Source organism: Paenibacillus sp. MMS18-CY102 (assembly GCF_009789195.1).
In the GTDB taxonomy this organism is placed as follows: Bacteria; Bacillota; Bacilli; order Paenibacillales; family Paenibacillaceae; genus Paenibacillus_T.
This window is the reverse complement of the sequence record NZ_WSTC01000032.1, coordinates 50,178-67,106: the sequence shown is the minus strand read 5'-3', so window position 1 is coordinate 67,106 and position 16,929 is coordinate 50,178. Positions and strand designations below refer to the sequence as shown.

The window sequence follows — 16,929 nt, the reverse complement described above, 5'->3', positions numbered from 1 at the left end:
ATTCACTTTTACAATTACGAACGGCTACAAGCAAAACTAAACGGCCTAAGTCCAATGGAATTCAGGACCAAGGCCGCTTAATTAGCTTTTATTTTTTGTGCTGTCTACTTGACGGGGTGCAGTTCAAATTTTAGCTAGCTTCTTTTTTGAAATTATTTGGTTAGTCCTCCTAATATAGAAACAATAATACTGAAAATACAGTTTCGGTTTACACAATACTAAGGAATTTTAATTTAAACAAGCACGACATATTTCCAATGACACTAGATCCGTAGAGGTTGGAAATGTGGAAATGAGGGTCGATTTCATTCGTTTACTGTAAAGGTGTTATTGAGAAGGCAAAGAACGTTACATGAAAAAAATTCACTTTTTTTTACATAAAAGTTGCAGTTGACAAACTTTTTTGTATGAATACAATGAAAAGTAGGCACACGCACATACTCTGGTGCATAGACTAAAGTCGGATCCCTTTTTTTACTATAAAAGTTGACCTAGCGCAAAACCATTTGCCTAGTACAAATATTGAGATGAGGTGAATGTTATGGCGAAGGAAACAGGATTAGCCATGCATGATCAAGGCTGGCGCAAGCAGCGCTCGGCAGACTCGCTTCCTGAAGTGTACCGTTCTATGAAAATTCCGAAGACCGGCTCATGGTTCCGTAAGTTTCTGGCATTCGCTGGACCCGGTTACTTGGTAGCGGTAGGTTATATGGACCCGGGCAACTGGGCGACGGACATCGCTGGCGGCTCGATGTTCGGTTACTCGTTATTATTCGTTATTTTGCTTTCTAATCTTATGGCGATGCTGCTTCAAGGCCTTGCGGGCAAGCTTGGCATTGTGACTGGGCGGGATCTCGCGCAAGCATGCCGTGACCATTACAGCAAGCCTGTCGCGATGGCGTTATGGGTTTTATGTGAGTTAGCTATCGCAGCTTGCGATCTGGCAGAGGTGCTTGGCACCGCCATCGCCTTGCATTTACTATTCGGCATACCGATCTTATACGGCGTGCTTATAACCGTGCTTGATGTGTTCGTCGTATTGTTGCTTCAGAGCAAAGGATTCCGGTATATTGAAGCGATTGTCATTACGTTGATCGGCACGATTGGCGTCTGCTTCTTGATCGAAATCATTTGGGCGCAGCCTGATGCTGGCGGCGTATTGGCAGGCTTCGCGCCACGTTCAGAATTGTTCACGAATCCAGAGATGCTTTACATCGGAATCGGCATTCTCGGTGCAACGGTCATGCCGCATAACTTGTATCTGCACTCCTCGATTGTGCAGACGAGGCAGATCGAACAGACGCCCAAAGGCAAACGCCAAGCGATTCGCTATGCGACAGCTGATTCGACGATTGCATTGTCGCTTGCCTTGTTCATCAATGCTGCGATACTGATCATTGCGGCAGCGACGTTCCATACGACGGGCAATACGGGCATCGCTGAGATCGAAGATGCGTATCATATGCTTGCTCCATTGCTGGGTACGACAGCAGCAAGCGTACTGTTCGGGGTTGCGCTGCTAGCGGCAGGGCAGAATGCAACGCTGACAGGAACGCTAGCGGGGCAGATTGTAATGGAAGGCTTCTTGAACATTCGGCTCCCGGCATGGCTTCGCCGCCTCATTACACGGCTGATCGCGGTTGTGCCAGCAGTCATCGTTATCGGCATCGTAGGGGATAGCGGCACGCTTGATCTGCTAATCCTAAGCCAAGTCATTTTGTCGCTGCAATTATCGTTCGCTGTCATTCCTCTCGTGAAGTTTACGAGCGACAAGAAAAAGATGGGCGAGTTCGCCAATCGGCTTTGGTTGAAACTCACAGCTTGGATCGTTGCAATCGTGATAGCTGGCTTGAACATTTATTTGCTCGTCCAGACAGTAAGCGGATGGATTAGCTAACGTTACGCCAATGGCCCCACACAGGAACCGGCTTGCTGCCGAATCTTGCGTGGGGCTTTTTTTGCATGATAATACCTTACATTAGGGTGTGATTTACGCTAAATGGCAGGATACATGTGAATGACGTGCATAATACAGGTCCTTTCCCGAATACAGTGGATTACAGGCCGAATAGAGCGATTAAGGACGATGAAGCGGTTTGACGCTACGATTGTCTATCGAATAAGCTAAAGATTAACATAAGGATCGAATGTGACATTTGTACAAAATAAAGGAGGTGCGCCTGCCATCGTATCGGATCGCCCTGAAGGCGGCATGCGATTGGCAGGGATTCGTTGAGTAGTGACCCTTTACCGATATGGTTGAAATTGGTACTGATTGTGTGGTTGGTTGCCATGAACGGCTTTTTCGTATCAGCGGAATTTGCGATGGTCAAGGTCAGGAGCAGCAGAATTGACTCTCTGTTGTCTGGCGGACATAAACGGGCGAGGTTCGCATCGCTCTTAACGGGCAACTTAGACGGCTATCTCTCGGCTTGCCAGCTCGGAATTACGCTCGCATCGCTCGGTCTTGGCTGGATCGGCGAACCGGCAATCGCTGCTTTGCTGGAACGCTTTTTCGCTGGCGCAGGGTTTAATAATGAAGTGCTTACGCATACGGTCGCGTTTATTATCGCCTTTTCGTTCATTACGGTGCTTCATATCGTGCTGGGCGAGTTAGCGCCTAAGACAATTGCGATTCGCAAAGCTGAGAGCGTTACGTTATGGACCGCCGCACCGCTCGTTCTATTTCACCGCATCATGTATCCGTTTATTTGGGTGCTCAACGGAATGGCAAACCGCTTATTGAAGCTAGCCGGCATCGAGCCAGCCTCCGAGCAAGACTCAGCACATACTGAAGAAGAAATTCGTGTTCTCGTAAAGGAAAGCCATCGGAGCGGGCATATCGACAATACCGAGCTCACCTTGGTTGATAATATTTTTGAGTTTGCCGAGACGCATGCAAGGGAGATCATGATTCCACGTACCGAAATGGTATGCCTGTACGCGAACTTATCGTTTGAGGAAAACAAGGCGATCGCACTAAAGGAGATGCACACGCGCTATCCGGTATGCGACGCCGATAAAGATAACATTATCGGGTTTGTTCATATTAAGGATATATTGAAGGTGTCTTCGCAAAATTTAAAAGATATTCGCATCATTACAAGGCCGATGACGACTGTGCCGGAATCGATGCAAATTAGTATGCTGCTCAAGCTGATGCAGAAGCGGCGGACGCAAATCGCCATCCTAATTGATGAGTATGGCGGGACATCGGGCCTGGTCACCTTAGAGGACATTATGGAAGAAATCGTCGGAGAGATTCAAGATGAGTTCGACGAGGAGCGCCCCGAGCTGGAGAAGCGGGAGGACGATACGTATTCCATAAGCGGGATGATGCTTATTGAAGAAGTGAACAGCTATTTTGGAATGGGCATCGAGACGGATGATTATGATACGATAGGCGGATGGCTATACTCGCAGATCGAAATTCCGCCAAAACGCAACCAGCGGGTTCTTGTTGATGAAGGCTACGAGTTCGTCGTCGAAGAAACCGACCACCTGCGCATCTCGCGTGTTATGGTCCGTAAGCAATCCGCGAGTGAAGAAGAGAAGCTGGAGCCTGGCAGCGAGTTGGGGTGAGCGTGCGAGCAAGTCAGCAGTAATGGCCCTGACTCCTTTATAAAAAATAAAGCCGAGATCGCGTATGCCAGGCCTGTTCCTGCCTGTTAACGCGATCTCGGTTTTTTAGTTGCGTTGCGCTGATCTTAGCTTATGCCTGTAAAGCAAAGCTCGCTTCATCTACCATGTGCACCGTGTTGATCGTTCCGCCGCCCAAGCAGATGTCCCCGTCATAAAAGACGACTGCCTGGCCCGGCGTAATCGCTTTCTGCGGCTGGTCGAATACGACTTCAGCTGTACCGTCCGCGCCGAGCGTTACCGTAACGCCTTGGTCAGCTTGGCGATAGCGGAATTTAGCTGTGCATGCGATGGGGCCTTCCGGACGGTCTGGCGAAATCCAGTTGATGCCTTCAGCCGTTAAGCGCTCCGAGTATAGCCTCGCGTGCGAATCGCCTTGCACGACATAGAGGATGTTACGCTCAAGATCCTTGTCTGCGACAAACCAAGGCTCGCCGTTCCCAGATCCGCCAATGCCAAGCCCTTGGCGCTGGCCGAGCGTATAGTACATGAGGCCGTCATGCTGGCCCTTGGTTTCGCCTGAGCGCAGGTCGATCATCGGGCCTGGCTGGGCTGGCAAATAACCGCTAAGGAATTGCTTAAAGTTGCGCTCGCCGATGAAACAGACGCCGGTGCTGTCCTTCTTCTTTGCGGTTGCAAGCCCTGCTGCCTCGGCAATCCGCCGAACTTCCGGCTTGGGCAAATCACCGATTGGGAACATGGCCTTGGCGAGCTGCGACTGGTCGAGCTGGTGAAGGAAGTATGTCTGATCCTTGTTGCTGTCGACGCCGCGCAGCAGCTTCGTCTCACCGTTTGCCGTACGCTCTACGCGGGCATAATGGCCAGTAGCGAGGTAATCGGCGCCGAGATCGATCGCTTTTTGCAGAAATTCGCCGAATTTGATCTCCCGGTTGCACATGACATCAGGATTCGGTGTTCTGCCACGTTTATACTCATCGAGAAAATAAGTAAATACTTTATCAAAGTATTGCTGCTCGAAGTTAACCGTATAGTAAGGGATGCCGATCTGGTCACAGACGCGGCGGACATCTTCAGCGTCTTCCTCCGCAGTGCAGTGACCAAACTCATCCGTATCATCCCAATTTTTCATAAAAATGCCAATGACGTCGTAGCCTTCTTCCTTGAGCAGAAGCGCGGTTACCGACGAATCAACACCGCCGGACATGCCGACGACGACGCGTGTCTCCGCTTTCGTTTTGACCATGCTGGCCTACCACCTTTTCAACCTTAAGAATGTATGTATTGTATCACGCCTTCTCATCTTTTTCACCACATGTGAGTCTGCCTATACCGAAGCCTTTATAATTTCATAATAAAGTCACGATAGATGTACCCGAAGCGGTGCGGATGTGCTAACATATATATGATATGGGAATACAATGATTTAAATGGACCGAATCGGTCATCCATTATACGAACCATTAGACGCTGGAAAAGAGGTGCCGTTTTTTGAAAATTTCGACGAAGGGCCGTTATGGGCTCACCATTATGATGGAACTGGCTGCTAAATTCGGTGAAGGGCCAATATCTCTGAAGAGCATCGCTGAGAAGAACCAATTATCTGAGCATTATCTCGAGCAGCTGATCGCTCCACTGCGGAATGCAGGGCTTGTGAAGAGCGTTCGAGGCGCTTATGGCGGCTACATCCTGTCTAAAGTAGCAGACCAAATTACAGCAGGCGATGTGATTCGCGTGTTGGAAGGGCCAATATCACCTGTCGATTTCACGGAAGAGGATGACCCAGCGAAGCGTGACCTGTGGTTGAGAATTCGCGATAGCATTGCAAGCGTTCTGGACTCGACGACACTTGGCGATCTTGTTACCTTCAAGGAAGAAGGCCAGCTCGACAACTATATGTTCTATATTTAACGCGTACGGTTAGAATTGAGGAATCGCAATGAGCAACTATTATTTCGACCATGCTGCGACAACGCCGATGCGCCCTGAAGTCGCGTCGGCTATGGTTTCCATCATGATGGAAGGTCCCGGCAATGCATCGAGCATGCATCGTTATGGGCGAGCAGCACGCCAACATATGAATCGCTCGCGGGATACGATTGCCCGGTTGATTGGAGCCAAGCCCGCTGAGCTTATTTTTACTTCCGGCGGAACAGAGAGCGACAACTTAGCAATAGCCGGGGCAGCCCGCGCTATGCGTGCACAAGGCAAAAACCACATTATTACGAGCGCTGCTGAACATCACGCGGTGCTGCATGCCTGTCGAGCTTTGGAACAGGAAGGGTTCCAGTTGACAGAGTTGCCTGTCGATGAATACGGACAATTGTCCGTTGATGTCGTTTGTGAAGCGATGACCGATCAGACTGGCCTCGTAAGCATCATGTATGCGAACAATGAGACAGGGACATTGCAGCCAATTGCTGAGATCGGCCATGCTGTCCGTGCGCGTGGAGCGCTTTTTCATGTGGATGCAGTCCAAGCTTTGGGTTCCATTCCAATCGATGTTTCGCAACTTCCTGTTGACCTGATGAGTTTCTCTGCCCATAAGGTTAACGGCCCACAAGGTGTCGGTGCATTGTACGCAGCTACGGGGGTTGTATTGTCTGCCATTTCGCATGGCGGCTCACAAGAGCGAAAACGCAGGGCAGGGACAGAAAACGTAGCTGGAGCTGTTGGATTTGCAGCTGCGCTAGAAATTGCCGTACAAACGATGCAGGAACGGAAACTTTTGCTGGACAAGCTTCGTCTACAATGGATAGAGCGAATGCAAGCTGCGACAGAAGGCCAGATAACAGTGAATGGCCACCAAGCCGTGCGCCTGTCGCATATTGTCAATATTAGCTTCTTAGGCATTGACACCGAGACGATGCTGATGAACCTTGACATGGCAGGAATAGCCGCATCCGGCGGATCGGCATGTACGTCAGGCTCACTAGAGCGATCGCATGTCCTGGCTGCAATGGGGCTGTCCCAAGAACGATTAATGACCGCGATACGATTCAGCTTCGGAATTGGGAATACTGGAGAGGAACTCGACGAAGCAGGGCAAATTGTTGAAACGATTGTCCGGTGCCTTCGTAAATAAGTTGCGAGGAGGCTCTCCGTGCGTGATCAAATTGCAGCAACTGATTGGCTTGCCAGTAGTTGACCTACATACCGGCAAACAAGCCGGCAAGGTGAAGGATGCATTATTTGATGAGCATTGGTCGATGCAGGGCATTATCGTGGACGCAGGCAAATGGCTTCTTTCCAAAGACGCCATTGTACAATGGGGAAAGGTCACTTCCTGCGGTACGGAAGCTGTGATGATCGACGGAATGGACGCGGTTGTTCCCAAGGATAAGAAAGCTACTGGGCGTTGCTTCCAGATCGGACAAGTAAAGCTGCGGGATATGCCAGTCGTTACCGTACAAGGATCCCAACTTGGCCGTGTGTCGGATGTTTATTTTGAGCCCATACAGGGTACACAGATAGTAGGATACGAATTAACGGATGGATTTATCTCAGATTTGCTAGAAGGACGCAAATGGCTGAGGGCGCCGGAAGCATTCGATACCGTAAAACTCGGGGAAGACGCGATTATTGTTCCGGCCTATTGTGAAATGCAGTTGTTGCCGGTCGCGCCTTCCGATTCGAATATAGGGAGAAATGAAAGATGATGAGATGTCCGAATTGTAGCTCCAAAGACATCGGTAAAATCGGTTCCCATCAATTTTATTGTTGGGGCTGCTTCATCGAACTGACAGTGAACGGTGAGAAAATGTCCGTTTATCAGGTGGAGGAAGACGGCACATTGAGTTCGCTTGATGATTTGTTCTTTGAAGAGGAAATGCCGGAGATGCACGCGAACGGATAATGCCGTCTGTGCACACGGATAGTTGGGGCGGGCGCCTTAGGTTGCCTGCTTTTTTCTATTTCTAACAGGCGCCCGATGAGGTCGCTTGTTTTTTTGTGCTTAGGCAAGGATGATAATAGCCGCTTGTACATATAATGTACGAGTCCGCCTATATGCTATTGTGTGCTGATTGCAACAGCTACGCGAAATTCAAGTGGCGGATTTTCCGTGAAGAAAGGAGGCGGCACATTGGAACGGTTTACGAATAGCCGTCTATTCCGGACGTTAATTTATATGATTTTGGGTCTAATTGTTGTCTTCATGTTGCTGCAGCTCAAACCGATTTTTATGGAAATTTACGCTTTTCTGCGGGCCGTGCTGGCACCGTTTTTCATCGCCATGATTATTTCCTACGTGCTTAATCCGATCGTCAGCCTGCTGCATGTTAGGCGAATGCCGCGAACCGTTGCTGTGTTGTTGATCTATACCGTATTCTGCGGGTCGCTTACGGTTGTGTTGATGAATGCTGTGCCGATGTTTATGGAGCAGCTGCAAGAGCTTAACCGGCATGCGCCGGAACTGACCGTTCGTGCACAGAATATTGTAGAGAATCTAAACAATAACTCGTTGCTGCCAGAGAGCATTCGGTCGGGGATCAACAATTCGCTGTACAAAATGGAAAAGAAATTGTCCGAGTCGGTTTTCGACTTCGTTAACAATATCGGAGCGATGGTGAACGTTGTATTTATTTTGTTCATCATACCGTTCCTTGCTTTTTATATTCTAAAGGATTTCGAAGTTTTTGAACGGACGGTCATTACCTATGTGCCCAAGAGCCATCGCCAGCAGACGGTACGCCTGCTCAAGGATATCGACACTGCATTAGGGAGCTATATCCGTGGTCAATTCATCGTATGTTTAATTGTCGGCGTCCTCGCTTACATTGGGTATTGGATCATTGGCATGCCCTATCCGCTTCTGCTCGCAGCTGTTGTCGCCATCACGAATGTTATTCCGTATCTGGGTCCTTTCTTCGGCGCAGCGCCTGCGCTGTTAATGGCCGCCACCATTTCGCTCAAAATGATGATTCTTGTTGTCGTCGTCAATACGCTGTGCCAAATTCTAGAAAGCAACGTCGTGTCGCCGCAAGTGGTCGGCCGTACGCTGCATATGCATCCGCTCTCGATCATTTTTGCATTGCTCGTGGGAGGGGAATTAGCAGGCATTGTGGGCATGATTTTGGCGGTGCCAATTTTCGCCGCGCTGAAGGTTGTCGTTCAGCATATGTTTGCTTATTACGTACGCCGAAAGACGATTTGACAGACATAGGTAACGACAGTATACTCTAGACAAGTATGTTTGAATATGATTCAAATCCGTGATGAAGTCGAAGTAAGCCATAGCCCACCATCCAGAGAAGGACTCCTTCGCGCACCTTGCGCGATGGCTGTGAGAGTCCTATGGCGAAGAATGGCCGAAGCTGGCTTCGGAGAGTGAATGAACTTCACCGGTGGGACCCGTTATCGTCCAGCTAAGGCGATTGTCCGTTGATCCGTATGCATGAATGCTGCGGTGGGGGCAATAACCAGGGTGGTACCGCGAGATCTTCGTCCCTGTTCATGACAGGGGCTTTTTTGTTTTTTTTACACTACTTGTATTGTTGGAGGTTGTTTCCCTATGAAGGCTAGTGAAATTCGTTCAAAGTGGCTTGCTTTCTTCGAGAGCAAAGGGCATCATATTGAGCCGAGCGCATCGCTCGTGCCGCACAACGATCCATCGTTGCTGTGGATTAATGCGGGCATGGCACCGCTCAAGCCGTATTTTGACGGCCGCGTTGTTCCTGAGAATCCGCGCATTACGAACTCGCAAAAGTGTATTCGGACGAACGATATCGAGAATGTCGGCAAGACGCGCCGCCACCATACGTTCTTCGAAATGCTCGGCAATTTCTCCATCGGCGATTATTTCAAAGAAGAAGTTATTACGTGGGCTTGGGAGTTCCTGACGGAAAAACAATGGCTCGGCTTCGATCCTAACCGTCTGTCTGTAACGGTGTATCCAGAAGATACGGAAGCGTTCGAGTTCTGGAATAAGAAGATTGGCCTTCCAGAAGAACGGATCTATAAGCTGGACGAAAACTTCTGGGATATTGGCGAAGGCCCGTGCGGCCCTTGTACCGAAATTTTTTACGACCGCGGCGACAAGTATGGCGATCTCAACGATCCAGAGTGCTGGCCAGGCGGTGAGAACGAACGTTTCTTGGAAGTTTGGAACCTCGTATTCTCGCAATTTAACCATAACAAAGACGGCAGCTACACGCCGCTTCCGAATAAAAACATCGATACGGGTGCTGGCCTTGAGCGTTTTGCTACAGTTTTGCAGGATGTCGATTCTAACTTCGATACGGACCTGTTCCGTCCGATGATTGACCGCACTTGCGAAATTGCAAACGTGACGTACCATACGAATGCGGACCATGACTTGGCACTGAAAGTCATTGCCGACCATATCCGTACCGTAGCGTTTGCAGTAGGCGACGGCGTATTGCCTTCCAACGAAGGGCGCGGTTATGTTATTCGCCGGTTGCTTCGCCGTGCGGTTCGCTACGGCAAATCGCTGGGCATCGACCGTCCATTCTTGTTTGAACTGACCAAAGTGGTTGGGGATGTAATGGGCATGTACTATCCAGAGGTTGTGGAGAAGCGCGAGTTTATCGAGCGTGTTATCCGTACTGAGGAAGAGCGTTTCCATGAGACGCTGTCCGATGGCCTTACGTTACTGGGGGCGCTCGTATCGCAAGTGCGTGAAGCGGGCAATAGTGAAATTAGCGGAGAAGATGCATTCCGCCTGTACGATACCTATGGCTTCCCGTTCGACTTAACCGAAGACTATGCGTCCGAGAACGGCCTGAGCGTAGATCGCGCTGGATTTGATTCGGCAATGGAAGCTCAGCGTGAACGTGCGCGTGCAGCACGCCAAGAATCGGGCGGCATGAACGTTCAGGGTGGAGCGTTGTCCGAATTGACAGCGAAGAGCGAATTTGTCGGCTATAGCGAACTGACAGTTAATGCGAAAGTAACAGCAATTATCCACGAGAACGCGCTCGTTGATATCGCAGGCGAAGGAAGCCGCGTGCTAGTGTTGCTGGACCGTACGCCGTTCTACGCAGAGAGCGGCGGCCAAATCGGCGACCGCGGCGTGATTCAAGGCGATGGATTCGTATTGAATGTTGAGGACGTAACGAAGGCTCCGCAAGGCCAGCCTGTACACCATGCAATCGTGGCGAGCGGCACAATTCGCTTAGGCGAGAGCGCTCAAGCAAGCGTGGCACGTGATCTGCGCGAGGATATCGTGAAAAACCATACGGCTACACATTTGCTGCACAAAGCGCTTAAAGAAGTGCTCGGCGATCATGTTAACCAAGCAGGTTCCCTCGTGAAAAGCGATAGCTTGCGTTTCGACTTCTCGCACTTTGGCGCGATTACTGAAGAAGAGCTGGCTGATATCGAGCGCCGTGTAAACGAGCAGATTTGGATTGGCACGCCTGTCGTAATCGAGAGCAAAGCGATTGCAGAAGCGAAGGCGATGGGCGCAATGGCGTTGTTCGGTGAAAAATATGGCGATGTCGTACGTGTCGTACAAGTCGGCGGCTACAGCATTGAGCTGTGCGGCGGCTGCCACGTAGCGAACACGTCGCAAATCGGCACGTTCAAGCTGATCGGCGAGAGCGGCATCGGCTCGGGCGTTCGCCGGATCGAAGCTGTGACAGGCCGCCATGCTTATGCGTATATGGAATCGCAATTCGATCTGCTAAAGCAAGCTGCTGGCCTGCTCAAATCCAATACGGCTGATGTGCCTAAACGGATTGAAGCGCTCTTCGGGCAAGTAAAAGAGCTTGGCCGCGACAATGAGTCGCTCCAAGCGAAGCTCAGCCGCATTGAAGCGGGCTCATTAACGGATAAAGCGAAGACGGTTGGCGATGTCACGGTATTGACGGCAGCCGTTAGTGCGCCAAGCATGGACGCGCTTCGTGGAATCGTTGACGAGCTCAAAGCGAAGCTGCCATCCGCAGTTATCGTTCTCGGTGCAGCACAGGAAGATAAAGTGAATTTGGTCGCTTCGGTATCGCCTGATCTGGTGAAAAAAGGCTTGAATGCGGGCAAGCTTGTTAAGGAAGCTGCAGCCGTATGCGGCGGCGGCGGCGGCGGGCGCCCAGATATGGCGCAAGCAGGCGGCAAAGACGCTTCCAAGCTGGACGAAGCACTGAAACTTGCGGAAGAACTAGTTCTTGCGCAATCAAATGTGATATAGTAATAATTGACACTGCCGTATATTAAGCGGTTTCCAAAGCGAGGTGCTGGCGATGAGCTCCATGGACAACACAATGAAATTCGACGTAAAGGCGGAAGGATTGGAAGCATCGGCGAAGGACATTCTGCTCCAAGTGCATGATGCGCTGCTGGAAAAGGATTACAACCCGATCAACCAGATCGTCGGCTATTTGCTATCTGGGGATCCTGCGTACATTCCGCGGCATAACAACGCAAGAAGCTTGATCCGGAAGAAAGAACGTGACGAGCTGATTGAAGAGCTTGTCCGGTATTACTTAAGCGGACATAAATAAGACGGGAGCCTGGCGAAAAACGTATGCGAATTATGGGTTTAGACTACGGGGACCGTAATATTGGCGTCGCAGTTAGTGATGCTTTCGGCTGGACGGCTCAAGGTACAGGAGTTGTCCAGAAAAAGCGTAACGGCGGCGAGTTTGACGAGATTGCCCAGCTTGTGAAGGATCACGAGGTCTCGGAGATCGTTGTCGGTTTGCCGAAGAACATGAACGGCTCTGTTGGGCCACGTGGTGAAATTTGCATGGCATTTGCAGAGGACCTCCAGCAAAAGCTAAACTTACCTGTTCACCTTTGGGACGAAAGGTTGACGACTGTTGCTGCAGAGCGGACGCTACTGGAGGCGGACGTCAGCCGGAAGAAACGAAAGCTGGTCGTGGACAAGTTGGCCGCGACATTCATTTTGCAAAACTATCTCGATTCTAAGGCGAAAAGGTGAGGGTGAGCTATGGCTAAAGAAGAAAAAGGATTTGAAGAACCGGAAATTATTTATATTCCGGACGAAGAAGGCAACGAGGAAGAGTTCGAGGTCATCATGAAATTTGAAGTAGATGGCTCGGAACATAAGTACATGATGGTTGTGCCGCTGGAATCCGACAACGAAGAAGAAGATGAAGTATACGCGTTTCGGTATGAAGAAGAAGGCGACGACCTGAAGCTATACACGATCGAGGATGAGGAAGAGTGGAGCATCGTCGAGGAAACGTTTAATACGCTGCTCGGCGAGCTTGATGAGAGCGATAATGACTAAAGCCCAATAGAATTGCGGATAACGCAGTAGGAAAAGGAAGGAAGGTGCCGGTATGCACGAGGTCGGCATGTCGCCGCAGCGCGGGACGAAATTGAAAGAGAAATACGGCAAATTTATTGAGTTAACGAGCGGCGACGGCTCGGAAACAGCTTACCGGATCATGTCCGAGTTTCAGCTTGGCGAGCATTATTACGCGGCGCTTCAGTCCGAAGCGATGCGTGAAGAGGGCGAAGTCGAGATGCTGCGTTTGGTCGTAGGCGGAGAAGAACTGCAGCTTGAGAACATCGAGAGTGACGAAGAGTGGGAAACGGCTGCAGAAGCTTATGACACGCTGTGCTTTGACGAGCATGACAGCTAAGAGCCAACGCTAGAAGCGCCTTTTCGCCATTACACTATAGTTGAAACGATTGGGGCGGCCAACACCGCCCTTTTTCGTGGAAATGGAGGAGCATAAGTTGTCGCAATATCCGCAATCGCAATCTTACTTGGATGAAGAAGACAATGATTATCCATCGCCTGGCCCTAGGAAGAGCCGAATTACGATGTGGGTAATTCTCTCATTGCTTGGCGTTATGATCATAGGGACAGGAAGCGTCGCGCTCTATATCTGGAATGGGCTTCGCCCGACGGCATCTGGCGATGTTAAGCGTATCGAAGTGAAGAACGGCATGTCACCGTTTATGATCGCCGAGTCGCTGGAGGATGAAGGCATCATTCGCAGCGCATTTTTATTTAAGTACTATTTGAAGCTGAAGGATGAGGGAACTCATTTTCAGGCAGGCAGCTACGATATGGCCCCGGGTATGAAATTAGATGCGGTTATTGCGAAGCTGAATGCAGGTGAAACGGTCAAGGCCGAAACGATCAAGTTCACGATTCCGGAAGGATTCACGGTGAAGCAAATCGCCGATGAGTTGAATGAAAAAGGCATTGCCAGCCAAGTGGAGACAATGAAACTCGTCGATGCGGACCGCAAGTGGGAGGATGTTGATGCTATACTGCAGATCCCAGCAACTAAGTCTGAGCTTCATCGGCTAGAAGGGTATTTGTTCCCTGAAACCTACGAGGTGAAAAAGGGCTCCACGGCAGAAGACGTTGTGCACCGCATGTTAAGCGAGATGGACCGGAAGCTGGACAGCATCCCGGAATTGGATGAAACGTTAGCTGCAAGAGGCATTACGCTGCATCAATTGCTGACGGTTGCTTCACTCGTTGAACGGGAAGTGGTCGTAGATGAAGAGCGTGGGCTTGTGGCAGGCGTCATCTATAATCGCTTGAAACAGGACATGCCTCTACAGATTGATGCAACGGTGCAATATTTGCTCGATAAACAGAAGGAACGGCTAATGGAGAAGGATCTTGATGTGGACAGCCCTTATAATACGTACAAAACGAAGGGGCTGCCTCCTGGCCCAATCGCAAGCCCAAGCTTGAAGTCGATTCAAGCTGCGCTTTCTCCTGAAACGACGGATTATGTGTATTACGTTACGAAAAAAGACGGATCGCATACCCACTTATTTGCTAAAACGTACAAACAGCATTTGCGCAACATCGAGCTGAGCAACGAAACGGCCAAGCAATAAGGCGAGGACTGCCTATTGGCAGCGCTCATCGCAAGGCGAATTGACGGGGGAAGGCATCGCGGCGCAGCCGGGGATGCGCCTCCGTCTTATCTTTTTTTCATGCGGTTGTTAGGAAGGATGATTACAAGTGACGGTCTACAAGCCTGAGTTGCTCGTGACGGCAGCGAATTTGGATGAGCTAAAGCGTTTCATTGAAGCGGGTGCTGATGCTGTCATTGTTGGCGATGCACGATTCGGTACGAGACTTGCGGGGGAATTTGAACTTAATCAGATGGCGGAAGCTGTCCAAATTGCGAATCAATATGAGCGCCCGGTACGAATCTATGCGGCGATGAACAATTTGATGGATAATGCGTCATTAGAGGCGCTCCCGGCTTATGTAGCGGGGCTAGCGCATGCTGGCGTGGCTGCCGTTTCGTTTGGCGATCCTGCCGTGCTAATGGCTGTTCGCCAGCACGCGCCGCAGGTGAAGCTGCATTGGAACGCGGAGATGACATCGACGAATTATGAGACAGCTAACTTCTGGGGCCGCCGCGGCGCAACGCGGGTTGTCGCGGCACGGGAGCTAAATATGGAGCAGGTTATTGAGATGAAGCAGAAGTGTGCGCTGGAGGTGCAGGTTCAAGTGCACGGCATGACGAACATTTACCACTCCAGGCGCTCCCTCGTCCAGAGCTATATGGAGCATCAAGACAAGCCAATTCCAGCGGGCGATGCGAGCCAGGAAGCAAACATCTATCTCATGGAGGCGGAGCGACCGGATGAGCGGTTCCCCATCTATGAGGATGCGAATGGCACACATATCATGAGTTCGGATGACTTATGTATGCTTGAAAATTTGCATGAACTGATGGAAGCCGGCATCGATTGCTTCAAGATTGAAGGGCTGCTTAAGCCAGTGGATTACAATGAGGCGGTCATCCGTGCATACCGCTCCGCTATCGATGCTTATTGCTCAGCTCCTTCGCAATATCGTTTTCAAGAGGAATGGCTGGACGCTATTCAGGCAAAACAGGATCCCCAACGTGAGCTTAGCTACGGATTTTACTATAAAGAACAAGTGTATTGATAGGAGGTTGTACCATTGTCTGTCCAATCAGCAACAATGACAGGGCATAAGCTGACAGGCAAGCGCTATCGGTTGGAAAAGCCGGAACTGCTTGCACCTGCTGGCAACTTAGAGAAGCTGAAGTTTGCTGTCCATTATGGCGCAGATGCTGTCTATATTGGGGGGCAAAAATACGGTTTACGTTCCAATGCAGACAACTTTAGCTTCGAGGAAATGCGAGAGGGCGTAGAGTTCGCTGCCCGGTATGGCGCCAAAGTGTTCGTAGCGACGAACATCTATGCGCATAATGAGGATATCGAAGGGCTCGAAGCGTATTTGAAGGGGCTTGAAAACGCAGGAATAGCAGCGATTATCGCGGCTGATCCGGTAATCGTCGAAACAGCGCTGCGCGTAGCTCCTAAGCTTGAGGTACATCTAAGTACCCAGCAGTCGACCTTAAACTGGCAAGCCGTTCAGTTCTGGAAGGAAGAAGGCCTGCCGCGTGTCGTCCTGGCGCGTGAGGCGAGCCTCGAAGAAATCGCGGAAATTAAGGCGCATGTCGATATTGAAATCGAGGCGTTCATTCATGGCGCAATGTGCTCCTCTTACTCCGGACGGTGTGTATTGTCCAATCACTTTACGGACCGCGATTCGAATCGAGGCGGCTGCTGCCAATCTTGCCGTTGGAAATATGACCTGTTCATCGATGCCGAGCAGTTCGAGGATAATGGCGACCAATTTACAATGGGCTCCAAGGATCTATGCATGATTGAACATCTGCCAGCCCTTATCGAGGTAGGGATCGACAGCTTCAAAATCGAGGGCAGAATGAAGAGCATCCATTACGTTGCAAGCGTCGTGAATGCTTACCGCCAAGCGATTGACGCCTATTTTGCTGATCCAGATGGGTACGTGCTGAAGCCTGAGTGGCTCGAAGAAATCCATAAAGCGGCAAACCGCCCGCTGAATACGGGCTTCTTCTTAGATACACCTGGCGCAGAGGATCATATCTATGGGCCGGAAGACAAAGCTGCACCGTATGATTTTGCTGGCATTGTTCTTGCTTACGATGAGGCTGCCGGCATTGCGACGGTACAGCAGCGCAACCATTTTAAACCAGGGCAAGAAATTGAGTTCATTGGGCCAGGGGGCGTGTTCTTCAAGCAGGTTGTCGGAGAGCTTCGTGACAAGGAAGGCAATGTGCTCGATGCTGCGCGGCATCCGCTTCAAGAAATTTGCCTGTCGGTTGAACAGCCTGTGCGGTCGATGGATATGATGCGCAAACGTATTCGCTAAATTTTTGATATTAAGAGTTTAAACTTTTAAACTTGGAAGCTGATAACATGTCGTCTACCCATCAGGGAGCGCAGACGACAGTTTTCAGCTTCTTTCTGGTAGAGGAGGAACAATTCGACACTTATTTTAAAAAGTTTATTCAAAAAATGTTGCGTTTCCATATTTTTAAGCCTACAATCATGCTGGTACTAACC

At 50.2% G+C, this 16,929-nt stretch carries 17 protein-coding genes; 16 read left to right on the top strand and 1 reads right to left on the bottom strand.

Annotation, left to right across the window (positions count from 1 at the left end; translation table 11 throughout):
• The 3 genes from GON22_RS26800 to GON22_RS20490 all read left to right on the top strand — a co-directional run bounded on the left by GON22_RS26800 (nt 1) and on the right by GON22_RS20490 (nt 3,582).
• On the top strand, nt 1-81 hold the full coding sequence (locus GON22_RS26800) for an IS3 family transposase (protein ID WP_087440906.1): 81 nt from the start codon (nt 1-3) through the stop codon (nt 79-81).
• Between the two features lie 460 nt (nt 82-541).
• A complete protein-coding gene (locus GON22_RS20495; protein WP_160397978.1) occupies nt 542-1,897 on the top strand; it encodes an Nramp family divalent metal transporter in 1,356 nt (451 codons plus the stop codon).
• A gap of 335 nt (nt 1,898-2,232) precedes the next feature.
• The gene (locus GON22_RS20490) at nt 2,233-3,582 is read left to right on the top strand and encodes a hemolysin family protein (protein WP_160397977.1); all 1,350 of its coding nucleotides are present in this window, start codon (nt 2,233-2,235) and stop codon (nt 3,580-3,582) included.
• A gap of 130 nt (nt 3,583-3,712) precedes the next feature.
• Here GON22_RS20490 and mnmA read toward each other — a convergent pair whose 3' ends face one another.
• Nucleotides 3,713-4,843, bottom strand: a complete 1,131-nt coding sequence (gene mnmA / locus GON22_RS20485) for a tRNA 2-thiouridine(34) synthase MnmA (RefSeq protein WP_160397976.1) — start codon at nt 4,841-4,843, stop codon at nt 3,713-3,715.
• A gap of 245 nt (nt 4,844-5,088) precedes the next feature.
• Between mnmA and cymR the strand changes: the two genes are divergently transcribed.
• The 13 genes from cymR to GON22_RS20420 all read left to right on the top strand — a co-directional run bounded on the left by cymR (nt 5,089) and on the right by GON22_RS20420 (nt 16,735).
• Nucleotides 5,089-5,508 (top strand): cysteine metabolism transcriptional regulator CymR, encoded by a 420-nt coding sequence (gene cymR / locus GON22_RS20480; protein WP_160397975.1) that lies wholly within the window; start codon nt 5,089-5,091, stop codon nt 5,506-5,508.
• Between the two features lie 28 nt (nt 5,509-5,536).
• Nucleotides 5,537-6,682, top strand: coding sequence for a cysteine desulfurase family protein (locus tag GON22_RS20475; protein WP_160397974.1), 1,146 nt, complete (start codon nt 5,537-5,539; stop codon nt 6,680-6,682).
• A gap of 22 nt (nt 6,683-6,704) precedes the next feature.
• Nucleotides 6,705-7,256, top strand: a complete 552-nt coding sequence (locus tag GON22_RS20470) for a PRC-barrel domain-containing protein (protein WP_160397973.1) — start codon at nt 6,705-6,707, stop codon at nt 7,254-7,256.
• Nucleotides 7,253-7,453, top strand: coding sequence for a hypothetical protein (locus GON22_RS20465; protein WP_160397972.1), 201 nt, complete (start codon nt 7,253-7,255; stop codon nt 7,451-7,453). Before GON22_RS20470 ends, GON22_RS20465 begins: the two co-directional genes overlap by 4 nt.
• 228 nt (nt 7,454-7,681) lie before the next feature.
• Nucleotides 7,682-8,752: an AI-2E family transporter gene (locus GON22_RS20460; protein ID WP_160397971.1), complete on the top strand. Its 1,071-nt coding sequence runs from the start codon at nt 7,682-7,684 to the stop codon at nt 8,750-8,752.
• A 357-nt stretch (nt 8,753-9,109) separates the two neighbouring features.
• Complete coding sequence (gene alaS, locus GON22_RS20455) at nt 9,110-11,743, top strand: alanine--tRNA ligase (RefSeq protein ID WP_160397970.1); 2,634 nt, start codon at nt 9,110-9,112, stop codon at nt 11,741-11,743.
• A 52-nt stretch (nt 11,744-11,795) separates the two neighbouring features.
• Nucleotides 11,796-12,056: an IreB family regulatory phosphoprotein gene (locus tag GON22_RS20450; protein ID WP_006039882.1), complete on the top strand. Its 261-nt coding sequence runs from the start codon at nt 11,796-11,798 to the stop codon at nt 12,054-12,056.
• A gap of 23 nt (nt 12,057-12,079) precedes the next feature.
• The gene (ruvX, locus tag GON22_RS20445) at nt 12,080-12,496 is read left to right on the top strand and encodes a Holliday junction resolvase RuvX (RefSeq protein ID WP_160397969.1); all 417 of its coding nucleotides are present in this window, start codon (nt 12,080-12,082) and stop codon (nt 12,494-12,496) included.
• A 9-nt stretch (nt 12,497-12,505) separates the two neighbouring features.
• Nucleotides 12,506-12,808, top strand: a complete 303-nt coding sequence (locus GON22_RS20440) for a DUF1292 domain-containing protein (RefSeq protein ID WP_006039884.1) — start codon at nt 12,506-12,508, stop codon at nt 12,806-12,808.
• Between the two features lie 52 nt (nt 12,809-12,860).
• A complete protein-coding gene (locus GON22_RS20435) occupies nt 12,861-13,166 on the top strand; it encodes a DUF1292 domain-containing protein (protein ID WP_233516791.1) in 306 nt (101 codons plus the stop codon).
• Between the two features lie 97 nt (nt 13,167-13,263).
• Complete coding sequence (gene mltG / locus GON22_RS20430) at nt 13,264-14,391, top strand: endolytic transglycosylase MltG (protein ID WP_237179267.1); 1,128 nt, start codon at nt 13,264-13,266, stop codon at nt 14,389-14,391.
• A gap of 127 nt (nt 14,392-14,518) precedes the next feature.
• Nucleotides 14,519-15,460, top strand: coding sequence for a U32 family peptidase (locus GON22_RS20425; protein ID WP_160397967.1), 942 nt, complete (start codon nt 14,519-14,521; stop codon nt 15,458-15,460).
• A 36-nt stretch (nt 15,461-15,496) separates the two neighbouring features.
• Nucleotides 15,497-16,735 (top strand): peptidase U32 family protein, encoded by a 1,239-nt coding sequence (locus GON22_RS20420; RefSeq protein ID WP_160397982.1) that lies wholly within the window; start codon nt 15,497-15,499, stop codon nt 16,733-16,735.
• Nucleotides 16,736-16,929 lie beyond the last annotated feature (194 nt).

Excerpts from the sequence above, each read along its gene's own strand:
- GON22_RS20495 (WP_160397978.1), top strand. The coding sequence starts at position 542 with ATGGCGAAGGAAACAGGATTAGCCATGCATGATCAAGGCTGGCGCAAG.
- mnmA (WP_160397976.1), bottom strand. The coding sequence starts at position 4,843 with ATGGTCAAAACGAAAGCGGAGACACGCGTCGTCGTCGGCATGTCCGGC.
- GON22_RS20475 (WP_160397974.1), top strand. The coding sequence starts at position 5,537 with ATGAGCAACTATTATTTCGACCATGCTGCGACAACGCCGATGCGCCCT.
- GON22_RS20465 (WP_160397972.1), top strand. The coding sequence starts at position 7,253 with ATGATGAGATGTCCGAATTGTAGCTCCAAAGACATCGGTAAAATCGGT.
- alaS (WP_160397970.1), top strand. The coding sequence starts at position 9,110 with ATGAAGGCTAGTGAAATTCGTTCAAAGTGGCTTGCTTTCTTCGAGAGC.
- GON22_RS20450 (WP_006039882.1), top strand. The coding sequence starts at position 11,796 with ATGAGCTCCATGGACAACACAATGAAATTCGACGTAAAGGCGGAAGGA.
- ruvX (WP_160397969.1), top strand. The coding sequence starts at position 12,080 with ATGCGAATTATGGGTTTAGACTACGGGGACCGTAATATTGGCGTCGCA.
- GON22_RS20440 (WP_006039884.1), top strand. The coding sequence starts at position 12,506 with ATGGCTAAAGAAGAAAAAGGATTTGAAGAACCGGAAATTATTTATATT.
- GON22_RS20435 (WP_233516791.1), top strand. The coding sequence starts at position 12,861 with ATGCACGAGGTCGGCATGTCGCCGCAGCGCGGGACGAAATTGAAAGAG.
- GON22_RS20420 (WP_160397982.1), top strand. The coding sequence starts at position 15,497 with ATGACAGGGCATAAGCTGACAGGCAAGCGCTATCGGTTGGAAAAGCCG.